We start from the raw sequence: 16,953 nt of genomic DNA, 5'->3' as shown, positions 1-16,953 counted from the left end.
GCCCGGCGGACCGGCAGCGCAAGGCCGGCCTTACGGCCGTCATCGCGGTGACCGCCGCCGCCGCGGTGGTCGCGGGCGTTCTCGTGTTCACGGATGACGACAAGGGCTCCCGGGGCGGCTCGTCGGACGGTGTCGCCCAGGCCCCGCCGGGAGCGCCGGGCTCGGGCGGTTCCGGGGAGCCGGACGGCTCCGGTGGCTCGGAGGGCCCGGGAAATCTCGTCACACCCGCCCACAGCTCCGGCCCGAGCGGCACCACCGTGGTGATCGGCGAGGCCGGTGCCAAGCACACCCTCGACGTCTACGAGGACCTGCGCTGCCCGCCGTGCGCCTCCTTCGACCAGGCGGTCGGGCCGACCATCGCCAAGGACATCAAGGCCGGCAAGTACAAGGTCTCGTTCCACTTCGCCGCCATCCTCGACAAGAACATGGGCGGCAGCGGCTCCGCGAACGCCCTGAGCGCCCTCGGGGCGGCCCTGGACGTGAGCACCGACACCTTCCTCGACTACAAGGCCGCGCTGATGTCGCCGAAGAACCACCCCCAGGAGAGCAAGGACTCCTACGCCGACGACGACCAGCTGCTGACCGTCTCCCAGGAGGTGTACGCGCTCAAGACGAACGCCTCCTTCCGGGAAGCTCTGCGCGAGGGCACCTACGACCCCTGGGCGAAGAAGATGATCGCCGACTTCGACGCCTCCGGGGTGAGCGGCACCCCCACCGTCAAGCTCGACGGCTCTCAGCTGACCGGCAGCGGCGGCTCCACCCCCGCGACCGCGGCGGAGTTCACGGACGCCGTGGACAAGCAGCTCAAGGGGTGAAACACGCAGGTCAAGGGCGGGTGGCCGGACGCCGGGCCGGTTCTTCACATGGCCCCTACAGCCGTTCATGGCAGAATTCGAAGTCATGGACGGCACCGGACCGCAGCTGAGGGCAGTGCGCGCGGCGCTCTTCACGGCGCTGTGCGTCACGCTGTCCTCGGCTTCGCATGTCCTGCTGACGCGGGCCCCGCTGCCGCTGGGCACCGTCGCCGCGCTCGCGGTGGCCGTCTTCGCCGTCGCGTACGCCCTCGCGGGCCGGGAGCGGGGCTTCTGGTCCATAGCGGCCCTGATGATCCCGCTGGAGCTGGCCGCCGACACGATCTTCACCACCGGCCAGCAGGCGTGTTACGGACAGTCCGGCGGCCCGGTGGCGGGCTCCCTGCGCTCCATGGGCGTCACCGTGCTGTGTGGCGGCGGCGACCTCGGCGGTCCGCTGCCCGGGGTCTCCCAGAACGGCGTGGCCACCCCGCTGGCGGCCGCCGTGAGCTCCGCCACCCCCTGGCTGCTGCTCGCCGCGCATATCGCGGTGGGTCTGATCGCCTCGGCCTGGCTGCGGCGCGGCGAGGCCGCCCTGAGCCGTCTGCTGGCCTCCCTGGCCGCCTTCGCCTTCCGGCCGCTGCTGCTGGCCGTCGCGGTCCACGCGGCGGCCCCGCTGCCCCACCGCCGGGCCCCGCGGCCCGTACGGCCGGTGCGCCCGGCACCGGCCCTCCCTCTCCTCGTGCACTCCGTGGTGCGTCGTGGACCGCCCTGCTCGGCCGCTGCCTGAGCACAGCGCTCCACATCCCCCGTACGCATCACTGACGACGCACACCCACGGAGATCGAACCATCATGAGCAACCGCAACAGCCAGCAGAACAAGCAGGCCGCGCGCGAACGGCTGCGCGCCGAGCGCGAGCGCCAGGCCAAGAAGGACCGGATGCGGCGCCAGCTGTTCGTCGGCGGCGCGGTCGTCGCGGTCCTCGCGATAGCCGGCGGCATCGGCTACGCCGTCACCAACATGAACTCCGACGACGCCAACCAGAAGTGGCGGGCGGCGGCCGAGAAGAAGACGTTCGCCAAGCCCGCCAACGCCACCGGCCCCCAGGGCACGACGGTCGTCATCGGCGACAAGAAGGCCAAGAACACCCTGCACGTCTACGAGGACATGCGCTGCCCGGTCTGTGCCCAGTTCGAGAAGTACACCGGCCCGACCGTGCTCAAGGACATGAAGGACGGCACCTACAAGGCGCAGTTCACCATGGGCACCTTCCTCGACGACGACAAGCGGCGGCCCGGCGCCGGGTCGAAGAACGCGCTGAGCGCGCTCGGCGCGGCCCTCAATGTCAGTCCGCAGGCGTTCCTGGACTACAAGGAGGCGCTGTACGCGCCGAAGAACCACCCGGAGGAGACCGATGACGCCTTCGCGAACGACCAGAAGCTGATCGACGTCGCCCAGCAGGTCAAGGAGCTGAAGGGCAACACGGCGTTCGAGAAGGCCGTGAAGAACGGCACCTACGACCGGTGGGCGCTGGCCATGTCCAAGACGTTCAACGACACCAAGGACATCACCGGCACCCCGTCCTTCAAGCTGAACGGGAAGAAGCTCCTGGTGGGCGACAACCCGCCGATGACCCCGGACCAGTTCACCCCGCTCGTCCAGAAGGAGCTCAAGAAGTAGCGTCCGGCCCTCCCCGGCCGGGTCGGCGGGCGTGCCCCAGGGCGCGCCCGCCGACGGCGTTATGACCCGGCGGCGGTGGCGGTGACCCAGCGGCCCGGGCGGTGACCCGGCGGCCCGGGCGGTGACCGGGCGACGACGGCGCCGGTGACCTGGCGGCGACGGGTGGGCGAACATCGCCCAAGCCCCCTGTCCCCGCGGGCTACTTGTCAGTAATCTCCTCGGCCGTGACCGACCTCCACATATCGCGCCGAAGCGCCGTCACGGCCGCGGCGGCCGCCGCCGCCCTGCTGCCCCTCGTCCCGGGCCCCACCGCCACCGCCGCCTCCGGGCCCGCCTTCCTGCACGGCGTCGCCTCGGGCGACCCGCTGCCCGACGGGATCCTGCTGTGGACCCGTATCACGCCCGCCCCCGACGCCGTGCCCGGCTCGGGGCTGGGCCCCGCCGTCGAGGTGACCTGGGAGGTCGCCGAGGACCGGGACTTCCGCTCGGTCGTCGCCCGCGGCACCGTCAAGGCCGCCGCCGACACCGACCACACCGTCAAGGCCGATGTGCGCGGGCTGCGGCCCGCCACCGGCTACTTCTACCGCTTCGGCGTGGACGGCGGCGTCCGCTCCCCCGTGGGGCGTACCCGCACCGCCCCCGCGCACGACGCCCCGACCGACGGGGTGCGCTTCGGCGTGGTCTCCTGCGCCAACTGGGAGGCGGGCTGGTTCTCCCCGTACCGCCATCTGGCCGCCCGCACCGACCTGGACGCGGTGCTCCATCTGGGCGACTACATCTACGAGTACGAGAGCGGCGAGTACCCGGAGGCCAGGTACGTCGTCCGCCCGCACGCCCCCACCCACGAGATCGTCACGCTCGCCGACTACCGCGTCCGGCACGGGAACTACAAGACCGACCCCGACGCCCAGGCGCTGCACGCCGCGCTCCCCCTGATCGCGATCTGGGACGACCACGAGTTCGCCAACGACGCCTGGTCCGGCGGCGCGGAGAACCACACCCCCGGCACCGAGGGGGCGTGGGCCCAGCGGGTGGCCGCCGCCAAGCAGGCGTACTTCGAGTGGATGCCGGTGCGCCCCTCCACCCAGGGCACCACCTACCGGCGGCTGCGCTACGGCAGCCTCGCCGATCTGCACCTGCTCGATCTGCGCTCGTTCCGCTCCCAGCAGGCGGCCACCGGCAGCGGGGACGTGGACGACCCGGAGCGCACCCTGACCGGGCGCGCCCAGCTCGACTGGCTGAAGTCGGGCCTGACCGCCTCGGACACCACCTGGCGGCTGGTGGGCAACTCGGTGATGATCTCACCGGTCGCCTTCGGGGCCCTCCCCGCCGAGCTGCTGGGCCCGCTGGCCGAGCTGCTCGGGCTGCCCAAGGGCGGGCTGGCCATCAACACCGACCAGTGGGACGGCTACACGGACGACCGGCGCGAGCTGCTCGCCCACCTCACCGACCACGGAATCGGCAACACGGTCTTCCTCACCGGTGACATCCATATGGCGTGGGCCAACGACGTACCGGTGAAGGCCGCCACCTATCCGCTCTCCCGGTCGGCCGCGACCGAGTTCGTGGTCACCTCGGTGACCTCCGACAACCTCGACGATCTGCTCCATGTGGCGCCGCAGACGGTGTCCCTGGCCGCGGCCGCCGCGATCAGGGCCGCCAACCGCCATGTGAAGTGGGTGGACATGGACTCGCACGGCTACGGCGTGCTCGATGTCACCCCGCGGCGGGCCCAGATGGACTACTACACCGTCTCCGACCGGACCGATCCGCACGCCACGAGCAACTGGACGCGGTCGTACCGCACCCAGGCGGGCAGCCAGAAGATCGAGCGCGCCGACGCGCCCGTGCGTTGAAAATTCACCCGTGAGCTGAAGACGCACCCGTGCGTCAAGGCTCAGAGGCTCGCCAGGAAGCCGAGTGCCACCCGCCAGGTGGCCTCGGCGGCCTCCTTGTCGTAGTCCGGCAGCTCGGGGTCGGTGAAGATGTGCCCGGCCCCGCCGTAGCGGAAGACCTCCACATCGGCACCGGCCCGCCGCATCCGCAGATACCAGGCGTTGAGCCAGTCGTGCGGCTCGAACGGGTCGGGGTCGGCCACATGCAGCTGCACCGGCAGGTCGTCGGCCGCGGCGTCGTCGGCGATGTCCGAGGTGCCGTGCAGCAGGAGCAGTCCGCGCGCCTTGTCATCGGCCAGCGCCAGGTTCTGCGCCAGGGAGCCGCCGAGCGAGAACCCGGCGTAGACCAGTCCGCGGTCCGAGTACGGCGCGGCGGCGGTGATGGCCCGTTTCAGCAGCTCGTCGCGGCCGATCCGCTCCTTGATCACCATGCCGTCCTCGACGGTCTCGGCGGTCTCCCCCTCGTACAGGTCCGGCACGACCACCTCATGCCCGGCCGCGCGCAGCCGGTCGGCCGCCTCGTGCACGGCGGGCCGCAGCCCGTACGCGGAGTGGAACAGCACAATCGTCGAGGTATCGGCCACCGCCGTCACTTTCCTTCCCGTTTCACTTTCCGTGGATCGCCCCCTCCTATCGTGCCAGTCACAGTCTGAGGACACCCGATCCGGGGAAGGCGGGACAGGGCACCCTGGAGTCTCCCCTGGGGAAGGATGAGGTAGGTGTCCATGGAGGACGTGCTGCGTCCGCTCATCGTCATCGGCGGCTCACTGGCCATCACGCTGTTCATCGGCTGGGCCGTCGACTGGCTGCTGCGGAGGGTCGATGCCAGGCATCCCGAAACCCCCCTGTGGGGCCATCTGCGCCGCTGCCGGCTCCCTCTTCAGGTGACGGTGTGCACGGCGTTGCTGAGCGGCTCGTACGACAAGACCGAGGCGAGGGTCGTCCAGGCGCACGGGTCGGCGATCGGCCAGTTGCTCGCGCTGGTGCTCATCGCGGCCACGGCATGGCTCATGGTGCGGGTCTCCTCGGCCGTGGTGGAGTCCTCCTACTTCCGCTACGCCTCCTCCAGCGCGCACGACCCCGCGCGGGTGCGCCGGGTGCGCACCCAGGTGACGCTGATCCAACGGGTGGTGGCCGCGATCGTCGGCGTGGTGGCGGCCTCCGCCATGCTGCTGACCTTCCCGACGATGCGCACGGTCGGCACCTCCATGCTGGCCTCCGCCGGAATCCTCGGGGTGGTCGCCGGTGTGGCCGCCCAGTCCACCCTGGGGAACCTCTTCGCGGGGCTGCAGATCGCCTTCGGCGACATGGTGCGGATCGGCGACACGGTCGTCGTGGACGGCGAATGGGGCACGGTCGAGGAGATCACGCTGACCTTCCTGTCCGTACGGACCTGGGATGAGCGCCGGATCACCATGCCGGTGTCGTACTTCACCAACAAGCCGTTCGAGAACTGGTCGCGGGGCGGCACCCAGAAGGTGGCCACGGTCTACTTCCACCTGGATCACACCGCGCCGATCGAGGAGATGCGGGAGCACCTGCGCGAGATCGTAAGGAAGTCCCCGGCCTGGGACGGCCGGGACTGGAACCTGGTGGTGACGGACACCACCCCGAGCACCATCTTGGTGCGGGCGCTCATCACGGCGCGGGACCCGGACGACGCGTGGACCGTACGCTGCGAGGTGCGCGAGAAGATGATCACATGGCTGCGGGACGCCCATCCGTACGCCCTGCCGCGCATCGCCACCGCCCCGGCAGCCCAGGCCCCGCAGGCGCTGCTGGAGAGCGAGCGCCGCCGTGAGCGCCACGACCACTTCGCCCGCTTCGAGGACGGGCTGCGCAAGGACTCCCCGCGCTCGCGGTGAAGCCGGTGGCAGGTCGCTACAACGACCGTCGCATCGCGCGGTGCGGGATGCCGCTGCCCTCGTCGAACTCGGGGCCGAACGCCTCGTAGCCCAGCCGCTCGTAGAAGCCGAGCGCATGGGTCTGGGACTCCAGATAGACCTCGGCCAGACCGCGCCGGCGGGCCTCCGCCTCGACGGCCCGGACCAGGTCGGCCCCCAGCCCCGTGCCCCGCGCGGCCCTGGCCACCGCGAGGCGGCCGAGCACGGCGGTGGTGGCGCCGTCGACACCGGCGTGGCCGTACTTCTTGTCCGCGGCCGCGCCGTGCAGGAAGCGGACGGTGCCCACCGGGCGGCCCCCGTCGTCGGTGGCCAGGAGGTGGACGGCGTGCGCGTCGTACGCGTCCATCTCCTCCTCCTCGGGGATCCGCTGCTCCACCACGAAGACCTCGCGGCGGACCGCGAAGCAGCCGGACAGGTCCCCGTCGGCCACGACCTCGATCACGCGCTCTCCGCCTTCACGATGTCCAGCGCCCCGCGCAGATCGTCCGGGTAGGCGCTTTCGAACTCGACCCATCCGCCGTGCGCGGGGTGCTCGAAGCCGAGCCGCACGGCGTGCAGCCATTGCCGGGTCAGCTTCAGCCGCTTGGCGAGCGTCGGATCCGCGCCGTAGGTGAGGTCGCCGACGCAGGGGTGGCGGTGGGCCGCCATGTGCACCCGGATCTGGTGGGTGCGGCCGGTCTCCAGCTTGATGTCCAGCAGGCTCGCGGCCCGGAACGCCTCGATGAGGTCGTAGTGGGTGACGCTCGGCTTGCCGTCCGCGGTCACCGCCCACTTGTAGTCGTGCTGGGGATGGCGGCCGATCGGGGCGTCGATGGTGCCGCTCAGCGGGTCCGGGTGGCCCTGGACCAGCGCGTGGTAGCGCTTGTCCACGGTGCGCTCGCGGAACTGCTGCTTGAGCACGGAGTACGCGAGCTCGGACTTGGCGACGACCATCAGCCCGGAGGTGCCGACGTCCAGCCGGTGCACGATCCCCTGTCGCTCGGCTGCGCCCGAGGTGGAGACGCGGAAGCCGGCGGCGGCGAGCCCGCCGATCACGGTGGGGCCGCTCCAGCCGGGGCTGGGGTGGGCAGCGACGCCGACCGGCTTGGAGACGACCACGATGTCCTCGTCGTCGTGCACGATGTCCATGCCCTCGACGGGCTCGGCGACGATCCGCACCGGCGGCGCGGCCTGCGGCATCTCGACCTCGAGCCAGGCGCCCCCGGAGACCCGGTCGGACTTCCCGGCGACGCTGCCGTCGAGCTGCACCTTTCCGGCGGCGGCCAGCTCGGCCGCCTTGGTCCGGGAGAAACCGAACATGCGGGCGATCGCGGCATCGACGCGCTCGCCCTCCAGACCATCCGGTACGGGCAGGGTGCGGATCTCGGGAATCGTACTCACCCGACGAGTATGCCGGACCGGGAGCACCGGTTCGTACGCCCGTCGGATACCGGCCGCCCGGACCCTTCCAGGGCCGGACCGGCGTCAGCCCACCTCAGTCCTTGTGGACCGTGCCGTCCGGGTCCAGACCGCGGAAGGACAGGATCACGATCAGGAAGCCGCCGCACACGATGGCCGAATCGGCGAGGTTGAAGACCGCGAAGTGGGAGGGCGCGATGAAGTCCACGACCGCCCCCTGGAAATCCCCGGGCGCCCGGAAGATCCGGTCGGTGAGATTGCCGAAGGCGCCGCCGAGCAGCAGCCCGAGCGCGATGGCCCAGGGCAGGCTGTGGAGCTTGCGGGCCAGCCGCGCGATCACCACGATGACGCCGACCGCGATCACCGTGAAGACGATGGTCATGGCCTCGCCGAAGCCGAACGCCGCCCCCCGGTTGCGGATCACCTCGAACTGCAGCCAGGTGCCGAGCACCTCGACCGGAGCGTGGTGCTCCAGCTTGGCGACCACGGCCAGCTTGCTGGTCAGATCGATCAGATAGGCCAGCGCCGCGACCGCGAGGAGCACCCCGACGCGCCGCTTCCCCCTGCCCGCCACGGCCTCACCGGATCCGGCGGCGTTGGTCCCGGCGGCTCCCTCCGCCTTCCCCGCGTCCGGCGTACCGATGGCCTGCTCCGCCTCTGTCACGTGAGTCCCTCAACCTCGTGAGCCTGTCTCCCCCTGTGAGGGACGAGGGTACGGCACACGCGTACGGGCGTCAGCGCCGCTCCTGACGCTGCTTGCACTCGACGCACAGCGTGGCCCGGGGGAACGCCTGCATCCGCGCCTTGCCGATCGGGTTGCCACAGCTCTCGCACCGCCCGTACGTCCCGGTGTCCAGCCGATCCAGGGCCCGCTCGGTCTGCAACAGCATCTCGCGGGCGTTTCCGGCCAGGGCCATCTCATGCTCGCGGGTGATGTTCTTGGTGCCGGTGTCGGCCTGGTCATCGCCCGCGCCGTCACCGGAATCGCGCATCAGCCCGGTGATCGCCTCCTCGGAGGCGAGGATCTCGGTGCGCAGCCGGCCGGCCTCGGCCAGCAGCCCGGCGCGCGCCTCGTCCACCTCCACGGCCGACCAGGGGTCCTCGCCCGGGCGGACCGCGAGCTCGCCGGGGTCGACGGGGGCGCCCGCCGCACGGGCCTTGGGCAGGGGCGGCGCGGTCGTCGTGGCCTTCTTGTTCGTCGGCGCACCACCCGAGGTCTTCTTCGCAACCACTTTCCTGGCTCCCGTCTTCTTCGCGGGCACCGCCTTGTCGGCGGGCGCGGCCTTCTTGGCGGGCGTCTCCGACTTCTTCTTCGGTGCGCTCTTCTTCGCCGCCTTGGCGGCGCCTTGCGCGGCGGCCCTGCCGGGTGCCGCGGTCTTGTTGACGGCCTTCTTGCCCGAGGCGCTCTTCTTGCCGGGCGCGGCCTTCGTCGCCTTCGCCGTGCTCTTCTGCACGGTGGTCTTTCTCGCCACCATGGCCGCGGCCCCTTCACATATTGTGATCTTGCGCGCGAATCGTTCCGGAACGATAAATCGACTCCGAGCGGGCGGCAACGGGGCACGCCGCCCGATTCGCCCGGCTTGTCCGGACGACAATCCGGTCTCCACCGTTGTGCCCCACTCCACGCCCGGTAATCCGTCCGAAATCCGGCACCCGGAGGTGACCCAGCGTGATGTCCCTGATCGCGGCGCCCGGCGTCTGGCCATTCGGGTCAGTCCCCGGAGCCGGCCGTCCCCCACTCGGCGCAGTGCCATATTCGGTCGGCCCCGGCCTCCTCAGCCCCGTACACTGGGGCGCAGCGAAAGGCGTGGATGGGGACGAGTAGCGTCGTAGGCGGCCCAGAGCGACCCGGGGACGGTGTGAGCCCGGGGGCGAGCGCGATGTGAAGGATCACCCCGGAGCCGCCGGAAGAACGCCCGCCCTGGGTCAGTAGAACCGGCATCGCGATCCCAATGAGGGGGCCGGGAGCCAGCTGCTGCCGGTCAAGGAGGGTGGTACCGCGGGAGCGCAAGGCTCTCGTCCCTCCGACGGAAACGGAAGAGCACGTGTCCGCCGGAGGAAGAAGAGCCCCGATGACGCCGCAGTACCGCCAGGTGCCCGCCCAGGTCGACCTGCCCGCCCTCGAGCACGCCGTGCTCGACTTCTGGCGGGAGAACAAGATCTTCGCCCGTAGCCTCGAGCAGTCCGAGGGGCGGCCCGAGTGGGTCTTCTACGAGGGCCCCCCGACCGCGAACGGCATGCCGGGCGCCCACCACATCGAGGCCCGCGTCTTCAAGGACGTCTTCCCGCGCTTCCGCACCATGCGGGGCTACCACGTCGACCGTAAGGCGGGCTGGGACTGCCACGGCCTGCCGGTCGAGCTGGCGGTCGAGAAGGAGCTGGGCTTCAACGGTAAGAAGGACATCGAGGCGTACGGCATCGCCGAGTTCAACGCCAAGTGCCGGGAGTCCGTCACCCGGCACACCGACGCCTTCGCCGAGCTCACCACCCGGATGGGGTTCTGGACCGACCTCGACGGCGCGTACTGGACCATGAACCCCGGCTACATCGAGTCGGTGTGGTGGTCCCTGAAGGAGATCTTCAACAAGGGGCTGCTGGTCCAGGACCACCGCGTCGCCCCCTGGTGCCCGCGCTGCGGCACCGGGCTGTCCGACCACGAGCTGGCCCAGGGCTATGAGACGGTCGTCGACCCCTCGGTCTTCGTACGCTTCCCGCTGACCTCGGGCCCGCTGGCCGGCGAGGCGGCGCTGCTGGTGTGGACGACCACGCCGTGGACCCTGGTCTCCAACACCGCCGTGGCCGCGCACCCGCAGGTGCGTTATGTGGTCGCCACCAACGGCGAGGAGAAGCTGGTCGTCGCCGAGCCGCTGGTCGAGAAGGCGCTCGGCGAGGGCTGGACGGTCACCGGCGAGTCCTTCACCGGGGCCGAGATGGAGCGCTGGGGCTATCGGCGCCCCTTCGAGCTGGTGGAGATCCCCGACGCCCACTTCGTCGTCAACGCCGACTATGTGACGACCGAGGACGGCACCGGTCTGGTCCACCAGTCCCCCGCCTTCGGTGAGGACGACCTGCTGACCTGCCGGGCCTACGGGCTGCCGGTGGTCAACCCGGTCCGCCCGGACGGCACCTTCGAGGAGGGCCTGGACCTGGTCGGCGGCCAGTTCTTCAAGAAGGCCGACGAGGCGCTGACGGCGGATCTCAAGGAGCGCGGGCTGCTGTTCCGGCATGTGCCGTACGAGCACAGCTACCCGCACTGCTGGCGCTGCCACACCGCGCTGCTCTACTACGCCCAGCCGTCCTGGTACATCCGCACCACCGCGATCAAGGACGCGCTGCTGCGGGAGAACGAGAAGACCAACTGGTATCCCGAGTCGGTCAAGACCGGTCGCTATGGCGACTGGCTCAATAACAACATCGACTGGGCGCTGTCGCGGAACCGCTACTGGGGCACCCCGCTGCCCATCTGGCGCTGCGCCGAGTCCCATCTCACCTGCGTCGGCTCCCTGGCCGAGCTCTCCGAGCTGACCGGCACCGACCAGAGCGGTCTGGACCCGCACCGGCCGTACATCGACGCGGTCACCTTCACCTGCACCGCCGACGGCTGCTCGCTGACGGCCGAGCGGGTGCCCGAGGTCATCGACGCCTGGTACGACTCGGGCTCGATGCCCTTCGCGCAGTACGGCTATCCGTACCGCAACAAGGAGCTCTTCGAGCGGCGCTACCCGGCGCAGTTCATCTCCGAGGCCATCGACCAGACCCGCGGCTGGTTCTACACGCTGATGGCGGTCGGCACGCTCGTCTTCGACAAGTCCTCGTATGAAAACGTGGTCTGCCTCGGTCACATCCTGGCCGAGGACGGCCGGAAGATGTCCAAGCACCTGGGCAACATCCTTCAGCCGATCCCGCTGATGGATCAGCACGGCGCGGACGCGGTGCGCTGGTTCATGGCCGCGGGCGGCTCGCCGTGGGCGGCCCGCCGGGTTGGCCACGGCACCATCCAGGAGGTCGTGCGCAAGACGCTGCTCACCTACTGGAACACGGTGGCCTTCCAGGCGCTGTACGCCCGCACCTCGGGCTGGGCGCCGTCCGCGGCCGATCCGGCCCCGGCCGAGCGGCCGCTGCTGGACCGCTGGCTGCTGGGCGAGCTGGGCACGCTCACCGAGCAGGTCACCGAGTCCCTGGAGGCGTACGACACCCAGCGCGCCGGAAAGCTGCTGTCGGCCTTCGTCGACGACCTGTCCAACTGGTACGTGCGCCGCTCGCGCCGCCGCTTCTGGCAGGGCGACGCGGCCGCGATGCGCACCCTGCACGACGTCGTCGAGACGGTCACCCGGCTGATGGCGCCCCTGGTGCCCTTCATCACCGAGCGGGTCTGGCAGGACCTGGTCGTCCCGGTGTCCCCGGAGGCCCCCGCCTCCGTGCACCTGACCACCTGGCCGGAGCCGGACCGGTCGATGATCGACCCGGCCCTCTCGGAGCGGATGGCGCTCGTGCGGCGCCTGGTGGAGCTGGGGCGCGCGACCCGCGCGGAGTCCGGGGTGAAGACGCGCCAGCCGCTGTCGCGCGCGCTGGTCGCCGCCTCCGGCTTCGAAACCCTCGGCGCCGAGCTGCGCGCGCAGATCGAGGAGGAGCTGAACGTCTCCTCGCTGGCGTCGCTGAGCGAGGTGGGCGGCTCGCTGGTCGACACGACCGCGAAGGCCAACTTCCGCGCCCTGGGCAAGCGCTTCGGCAAGGGCACCCAGCCGGTCGCCAAGGCGATCGCGGAGGCCGACGCGGCCGCGCTGTCGGTCGCGCTGCGCGAGGGCAACGCGTCGGTCGTGGTGGACGGCGAGACGGTCGCCCTCTCCCCCGACGAGGTCATCATCACCGAGACCCCGCGCGAGGGCTGGTCCGTCGCCTCCGACGCGGGCGCCACGGTCGCCCTCGACCTGGAGATCACCCCGGAGCTGCGGCGCGCGGGTCTCGCCCGTGACGCGATCCGGCTGATCCAGGAGGCCCGTAAGAACAGCGGGCTGGATGTGGCCGACCGGATCGCGCTGCGGTGGCAGTCGGCCGACGAGGAGCTGCGTCAGGCCCTTGCCGACCACGCCGAGCTGATCGCGGACGAGGTCCTCGCGACGGACTTCGCGGCGGGCGAGGCCGATGCCGCCTACGGCGACCCCTTCGAGGACGCCCCCCTGGGCCTCACCTTCCGCCTCCGCAAGGCGTAACCCCAACCGGCGTGTCCTCAGTCGCCGGACGGGCTGATTTCAGCCCGTCCGGCGATTGAGGACCGGGGCCCGGGGCGGAGCCCCGGTTACGGGAAGGGGCGGGTAGGGGAAAAGCCCCCGCGGCCAGCGCGCATGGCAAAGGGCCGGGTCCCAGGAGGAGGCTCCTGGGACCCGGCCCTTGCGATTGCCGAACGCTCCGCGCTTACGCGGCCCGCGTCAGTTGTCGTCCTCGTCGATGAGGAAGCCCCGCATCGGGCTGGGCGCCTGCTGCATCGGCTGCGGACTCTGCGGCCGCACCGGTGCCATCGGCTGGGTCATCGCGGGAGACATCTGCTGCTGGCCACCGTAGGACGGCGCTCCGCCGTTCTGGTTGTGGCCGCCCATGGACTGGTTGCCACCCATCGTGTGGCCACCCATCGTGCCGGCGCCGGCCGAGGCCATGGAGCCGCTCATCGAGGGGGACGGCGGCAACGAGGCGGTCGCCGGGGTGCGCGGCGGGGCGAGCGAGTCGTCGGCCTGGTTCTCCAGCTGGCGCAGCTGGCTCTCCAGGTACGACTTCAGCCGCGTGCGGTACTCGCGCTCGAAGCCGCGCAGGTCCTCGACCTTGCGCTCGAGCGTGGCGCGAGCGGACTCCAGGGAGCCCATCGCGACACGGTGCTTCTCCTGCGCGTCCCGCTCCAGCGCGTCGGCCTTGGCGCGGGCGTCCCGCTCCAGGCCCTCGGCGCGGCTACGGGCCTCGCCGACGATCTTGTTGGCCTCGGAACGGGCCTCCGCGATCGCCTGGTCGGCGGTCTGCTGCGCGAGCGAGAGCACGCGCGCGGCGCTGTCGCCGCCCGGGCCCTGCCCCGGCTGCGGCAGCTGCGGGCCACCGGGGCCGCCAGGACCGCCGGGGCCACCCGGGCCACCGGGACCGCCCATCGGGCCACCCATGGGGCCGCCGGGACCCATGGGACCGTTCTGGCCCATCGGACCGTTCTGGCCCATCGGGCCGGGTCCGCCCTGCTGCATCGGACCGGGACCGCCCTGCTGCATCGGCCCGGGGCCGTTCTGGCCCATCGGGCCGGCCGGCAGCTGCGGGGCTCCGCCCGGGAGTTGGGGCGGGCCACCCATCTGCTGCTGGCCGGGCGGCACCGGCTGCGGCGGTCCAGATATGGCGGCGGGCACAGGTGCGCCTGGCCGCTCCTGCTGTTCGGGAGGCTTGCGCATGCCTTGTTGCTGGCTCTGGGCCGCGGCACGGGTCGCGGCGGCCAGCTTGGCGCGCAGGTCCTCGTTCTCCCGCAACAGCCGGGTCAGTTCGGCTTCGACCTCGTCGAGGAAGGCATCGACCTCGTCCTCGTCATAGCCTTCTCGGAGGCGGACGGTCGTGAACTGCTTGTTCCGCACGTCCTCGGGGGTCAACGGCATCTCTACTTCACCTCAACGTAGTCGTCGGCAATCGGCAAGACCGTATCGTTCACACCCTGCTCGCAAAATTGCTCACGACGGTGATCAGGATCCAGACGATGATCATCAGCACGAAGAAGGACAGGTCGAGCGCCACACCCCCGAGACGCAACGGCGGGATGAACCGCCGCAGCAGCTTGAGTGGCGGATCGGTCACAGTGTAGGTGGCCTCGAGGATGACCACCATCGCCCTACCGGGTTGCCACGAGCGCGCGAACTGGAAGACGTAGTCCATCACGAGCCTGAAGATCAGCACGATCAGGTAGCAGTAGAGCGCGATGTAGATCACCTGTAGTGCGATGCCCATCCCGCGCGTCCCTCTCCCCTGGTTCGTACTCGGCCTTTCGGCCTCGGATGACTCGGTGTTGCCGGTTTGCCGTTTTTGCGTCTCAGCTCTGGTTGAAGAACCCGCCCTCTGCGATACGGGCCTTGTCCTCCGCCGTGACATCGACGTTAGCAGGAGACAACAGGAACACCTTCTGCGTCACCCGCTCAATGCTCCCATGGAGACCGAACACCAGACCGGCCGCAAAGTCGACAAGTCGCTTCGCGTCCGTGTCGTCCATCTCCGTCAGATTCATGATCACGGGAGTGCCCTCACGGAAGTGTTCCCCGATAGTACGGGCCTCGTTGTAGGTCCGGGGGTGCAGTGTGGTGATGCGGTACGGCTCCCGCTCGGACACGACCTTGGGCATGATCACTGGCGCGTTCTTCTCCAAGTTCTGACGTTCAGGTGTGATGGACGCCACGGGGGCAATTCGCGCGGGTCGCCCGGTTTCCACCGCAAGTGGGGCCGGTTCGCGTTGTGCGGGAGGGTGGACGACTCGCACAGATTCGCCCCTTTCCGGCCGCGGTTCGGTCTCCACCACCTGATGCCGCCGGCGGTCCCGCTCCCGCTCGGGCTCCGGCTCGGGCTCGAACTCGTCGTCGGGGTCGAATCCCCGGCCGTCGTACCCATCGTCCTCCACGAGGCCGAGGTAGACCGCCATCTTGCGCATCGCGCCGGCCATTTTCTGCGTCCTCCGCTCTGTGGTGGATCGGCTCCGCCACCGGATGCCATGGATCCACGTGGCCCGCCCGCCTTTTGACGGGAATGACCATATTTTCTGCTGTGGTCCGACTTCTTCGCGACGTTACCGGAGCCTGGGTCGGACTCCGAGTACCGCAGTGCCGACGCGCACATGTGTCGCCCCCGCCGCCACCGCTTCCTCGAGGTCCGAGCTCATCCCCGCCGAGACCATGTTCGCAGCCGGATGCGCCACGCGCAGGCGGGATGAGATTTCCATCAGCCGGTCGAACGCCGCCCGCGGCCGCCCCTCGTAGGGACCCGTCAGCGGGGCGACGGTCATCAGACCGTCGAGCCGGAGCCCTTCGGCCTCGACCACGGACTCGGCGAGCCGTTCCACTCCGTCCGGTCCCACCCCTCCGCGCTCTCCCCGGTCACTGGAGTCCACGTCGAGCGCGACCTGGATCAAGACACCCAACTCCCGCGCGGCCCCCACAGCCGCACGGGAGAGCGCGTCGACCAATCGCTTGCGATCGACAGATTGCACCACATCGACATAACTCGATACGGAACGCACCTTATTGGTCTGCAATTGCCCGACAAAGTGCCAGATCAATGGCAGATCCGCGCATTCCGCGGCTTTGGGGGCGGCCTCCTGGTCGCGGTTCTCGGCGACATGCCGTACGCCGAGTTCCGCGAGCAAACGGACATCGCTCGCCGGATATGTCTTGGTGACCACGGTCAGGGTCACCTCTTCGCGCTTGCGACCGGCCCCGGCACAGGCGGCAGAGATACGTTCCTCCACCCGGGCCAGATTCGCGGCCAGTTCCGCCTTGCGATCCGTCACAGCTCAGCCCAACCAGACATAGCTCGCGAGCCGCCCCGTGGTGCGGTCGCGCCGGTACGAGAAGTGGTCTGCCGACTCCAGGGTGCAGATGTGAGATTGTCCATCCATCTCCTCCATCCGCACACCCGCGCGCGCCAGTTGGGCCCGCACACCGGCCGCCACATCCACGGCGGGGGTACCCCAGCTGGTCTCGGCCCACGCCTCCGGCACCGTCTCGGCGACACCGGCGCGCATGTCCGCGGGGACCTCGTAGCAGCGGCCGCAGACCGCGGGACCGGTGCGGGCGACGATCCGGGCGGGCTCGGCGCCCTGTTCGGTCATCGCCTTCACCACCGCCGGGACCACTCCGGCGACCAGTCCCGGCCGGCCGGCGTGGGCGGCGCCGACGATCCCGGCCACCGGATCGGCCAGCAGCACCGGGGTGCAGTCGGCGGTGAGGACGGCCAGGGCGAGGCCCCGACGCCGCGTCACCACCGCGTCCACCGCCGGGATCTCGTCGTCCGACCACGGTCCGTCGACCACCACGACATCCCGGCCGTGCACCTGGTTCATCCAGACGACCGCCGCCGGGTCCAGGCCCATCGCCTTGGCGGCCAGCTCGCGGTTGGTCCGTACGGCCTGGGGGTCGTCGCCGACCGCCCCGCCGAGGTTGAGCTCCTCATACGGAGCGGCGCTCACCCCGCCCCACCGGTCGGTGAAGGCGAAGTGCGCGCCGCTCGCGTCGTGCTGTTGCGCTATCACGTCTGGTTCGCTTCAAAGTCGCCGTCGAGCCATACC

General features: G+C 70.6%; 16 protein-coding genes. 6 read left to right on the top strand and 10 right to left on the bottom strand.

What is annotated here, in order from left to right:
* The 4 genes from GWI24_RS24280 to GWI24_RS24265 all read left to right on the top strand — a co-directional run.
* Window positions 1-815 (top strand): thioredoxin domain-containing protein (locus GWI24_RS24280; protein WP_247616813.1); only part of this gene is annotated, 815 nt, incomplete at its 5' end.
* An 85-nt stretch (window positions 816-900) separates the two neighbouring features.
* A complete protein-coding gene (locus GWI24_RS24275; RefSeq protein ID WP_210948028.1) occupies window positions 901-1,581 on the top strand; it encodes a hypothetical protein in 681 nt (226 codons plus the stop codon).
* Window positions 1,582-1,645: 64 nt separating this feature from the next.
* On the top strand, window positions 1,646-2,473 hold the full coding sequence (locus GWI24_RS24270; RefSeq protein ID WP_210948026.1) for a thioredoxin domain-containing protein: 828 nt from the start codon (window positions 1,646-1,648) through the stop codon (window positions 2,471-2,473).
* Window positions 2,474-2,697: 224 nt separating this feature from the next.
* A complete protein-coding gene (locus tag GWI24_RS24265) occupies window positions 2,698-4,329 on the top strand; it encodes an alkaline phosphatase (RefSeq protein WP_210948025.1) in 1,632 nt (543 codons plus the stop codon).
* Between the two features lie 41 nt (window positions 4,330-4,370).
* On the opposite strand, the gene GWI24_RS24260 is transcribed toward GWI24_RS24265, so the two are convergent.
* Complete coding sequence (locus GWI24_RS24260) at window positions 4,371-4,961, bottom strand: dienelactone hydrolase family protein (RefSeq protein WP_201853355.1); 591 nt, start codon at window positions 4,959-4,961, stop codon at window positions 4,371-4,373.
* A gap of 132 nt (window positions 4,962-5,093) precedes the next feature.
* On the opposite strand from GWI24_RS24260, the gene GWI24_RS24255 reads away from it, so the two are divergent.
* Complete coding sequence (locus tag GWI24_RS24255) at window positions 5,094-6,233, top strand: mechanosensitive ion channel family protein (protein ID WP_210948027.1); 1,140 nt, start codon at window positions 5,094-5,096, stop codon at window positions 6,231-6,233.
* Between the two features lie 16 nt (window positions 6,234-6,249).
* On the opposite strand, the gene GWI24_RS24250 is transcribed toward GWI24_RS24255, so the two are convergent.
* The 4 genes from GWI24_RS24250 to GWI24_RS24235 all read right to left on the bottom strand — a co-directional run bounded on the left by GWI24_RS24250 (window position 6,250) and on the right by GWI24_RS24235 (window position 9,145).
* Window positions 6,250-6,714, bottom strand: a complete 465-nt coding sequence (locus tag GWI24_RS24250; RefSeq protein ID WP_210948024.1) for a GNAT family N-acetyltransferase — start codon at window positions 6,712-6,714, stop codon at window positions 6,250-6,252.
* Entirely contained in the window at window positions 6,711-7,652 is a 942-nt protein-coding gene (locus GWI24_RS24245; protein WP_210948023.1) for an RluA family pseudouridine synthase, read from the bottom strand. The genes GWI24_RS24250 and GWI24_RS24245 overlap by 4 nt, the downstream gene beginning before the upstream one ends.
* A 94-nt stretch (window positions 7,653-7,746) precedes the next feature.
* Window positions 7,747-8,334, bottom strand: a complete 588-nt coding sequence (gene lspA, locus GWI24_RS24240) for a signal peptidase II (RefSeq protein WP_210948022.1) — start codon at window positions 8,332-8,334, stop codon at window positions 7,747-7,749.
* A 70-nt stretch (window positions 8,335-8,404) separates the two neighbouring features.
* Window positions 8,405-9,145: a TraR/DksA family transcriptional regulator gene (locus tag GWI24_RS24235; protein WP_210948021.1), complete on the bottom strand. Its 741-nt coding sequence runs from the start codon at window positions 9,143-9,145 to the stop codon at window positions 8,405-8,407.
* 597 nt (window positions 9,146-9,742) lie between these two features.
* Here GWI24_RS24235 and ileS point away from each other — a divergent pair.
* Window positions 9,743-12,880: an isoleucine--tRNA ligase gene (gene ileS, locus GWI24_RS24230; protein ID WP_210948020.1), complete on the top strand. Its 3,138-nt coding sequence runs from the start codon at window positions 9,743-9,745 to the stop codon at window positions 12,878-12,880.
* Window positions 12,881-13,096: 216 nt separating this feature from the next.
* Here the strand turns inward: ileS and GWI24_RS24225 are convergent, their stop codons facing one another.
* From GWI24_RS24225 to pgeF, 5 genes are all read right to left on the bottom strand, one after another.
* Window positions 13,097-14,284, bottom strand: a complete 1,188-nt coding sequence (locus GWI24_RS24225; RefSeq protein ID WP_210948019.1) for a DivIVA domain-containing protein — start codon at window positions 14,282-14,284, stop codon at window positions 13,097-13,099.
* 49 nt (window positions 14,285-14,333) lie between these two features.
* Window positions 14,334-14,630, bottom strand: a complete 297-nt coding sequence (locus tag GWI24_RS24220; protein ID WP_014060001.1) for a YggT family protein — start codon at window positions 14,628-14,630, stop codon at window positions 14,334-14,336.
* A gap of 82 nt (window positions 14,631-14,712) precedes the next feature.
* Complete coding sequence (locus GWI24_RS24215; RefSeq protein ID WP_030831675.1) at window positions 14,713-15,333, bottom strand: cell division protein SepF; 621 nt, start codon at window positions 15,331-15,333, stop codon at window positions 14,713-14,715.
* A gap of 123 nt (window positions 15,334-15,456) precedes the next feature.
* Window positions 15,457-16,176, bottom strand: coding sequence for a YggS family pyridoxal phosphate-dependent enzyme (locus GWI24_RS24210; RefSeq protein ID WP_210948018.1), 720 nt, complete (start codon window positions 16,174-16,176; stop codon window positions 15,457-15,459).
* A gap of 3 nt (window positions 16,177-16,179) precedes the next feature.
* Window positions 16,180-16,917 (bottom strand): peptidoglycan editing factor PgeF, encoded by a 738-nt coding sequence (gene pgeF / locus GWI24_RS24205; protein ID WP_210948017.1) that lies wholly within the window; start codon window positions 16,915-16,917, stop codon window positions 16,180-16,182.
* Window positions 16,918-16,953: the final 36 nt, after the last annotated feature.

Source organism: Streptomyces sp. MK37H (genome assembly GCF_018035285.1).
Taxonomy (GTDB): domain Bacteria; phylum Actinomycetota; class Actinomycetes; order Streptomycetales; family Streptomycetaceae; genus Streptomyces; species Streptomyces endocoffeicus.
The sequence above is the reverse complement of the archived record's forward strand: the minus strand, read 5'-3'. Positions and strand labels throughout refer to the sequence as shown.

What these genes read in the sequence shown, in the direction of transcription:
- GWI24_RS24270 (WP_210948026.1), top strand. Translation starts at nt 1,646, where the DNA reads ATGAGCAACCGCAACAGCCAGCAGAACAAGCAGGCCGCGCGCGAACGG.
- GWI24_RS24215 (WP_030831675.1), bottom strand. Translation starts at nt 15,333, where the DNA reads ATGGCCGGCGCGATGCGCAAGATGGCGGTCTACCTCGGCCTCGTGGAG.
- GWI24_RS24235 (WP_210948021.1), bottom strand. Translation starts at nt 9,145, where the DNA reads ATGGTGGCGAGAAAGACCACCGTGCAGAAGAGCACGGCGAAGGCGACG.
- GWI24_RS24225 (WP_210948019.1), bottom strand. Translation starts at nt 14,284, where the DNA reads ATGCCGTTGACCCCCGAGGACGTGCGGAACAAGCAGTTCACGACCGTC.
- GWI24_RS24255 (WP_210948027.1), top strand. Translation starts at nt 5,094, where the DNA reads ATGGAGGACGTGCTGCGTCCGCTCATCGTCATCGGCGGCTCACTGGCC.
- ileS (WP_210948020.1), top strand. Translation starts at nt 9,743, where the DNA reads ATGACGCCGCAGTACCGCCAGGTGCCCGCCCAGGTCGACCTGCCCGCC.
- GWI24_RS24220 (WP_014060001.1), bottom strand. Translation starts at nt 14,630, where the DNA reads ATGGGCATCGCACTACAGGTGATCTACATCGCGCTCTACTGCTACCTG.
- GWI24_RS24275 (WP_210948028.1), top strand. Translation starts at nt 901, where the DNA reads ATGGACGGCACCGGACCGCAGCTGAGGGCAGTGCGCGCGGCGCTCTTC.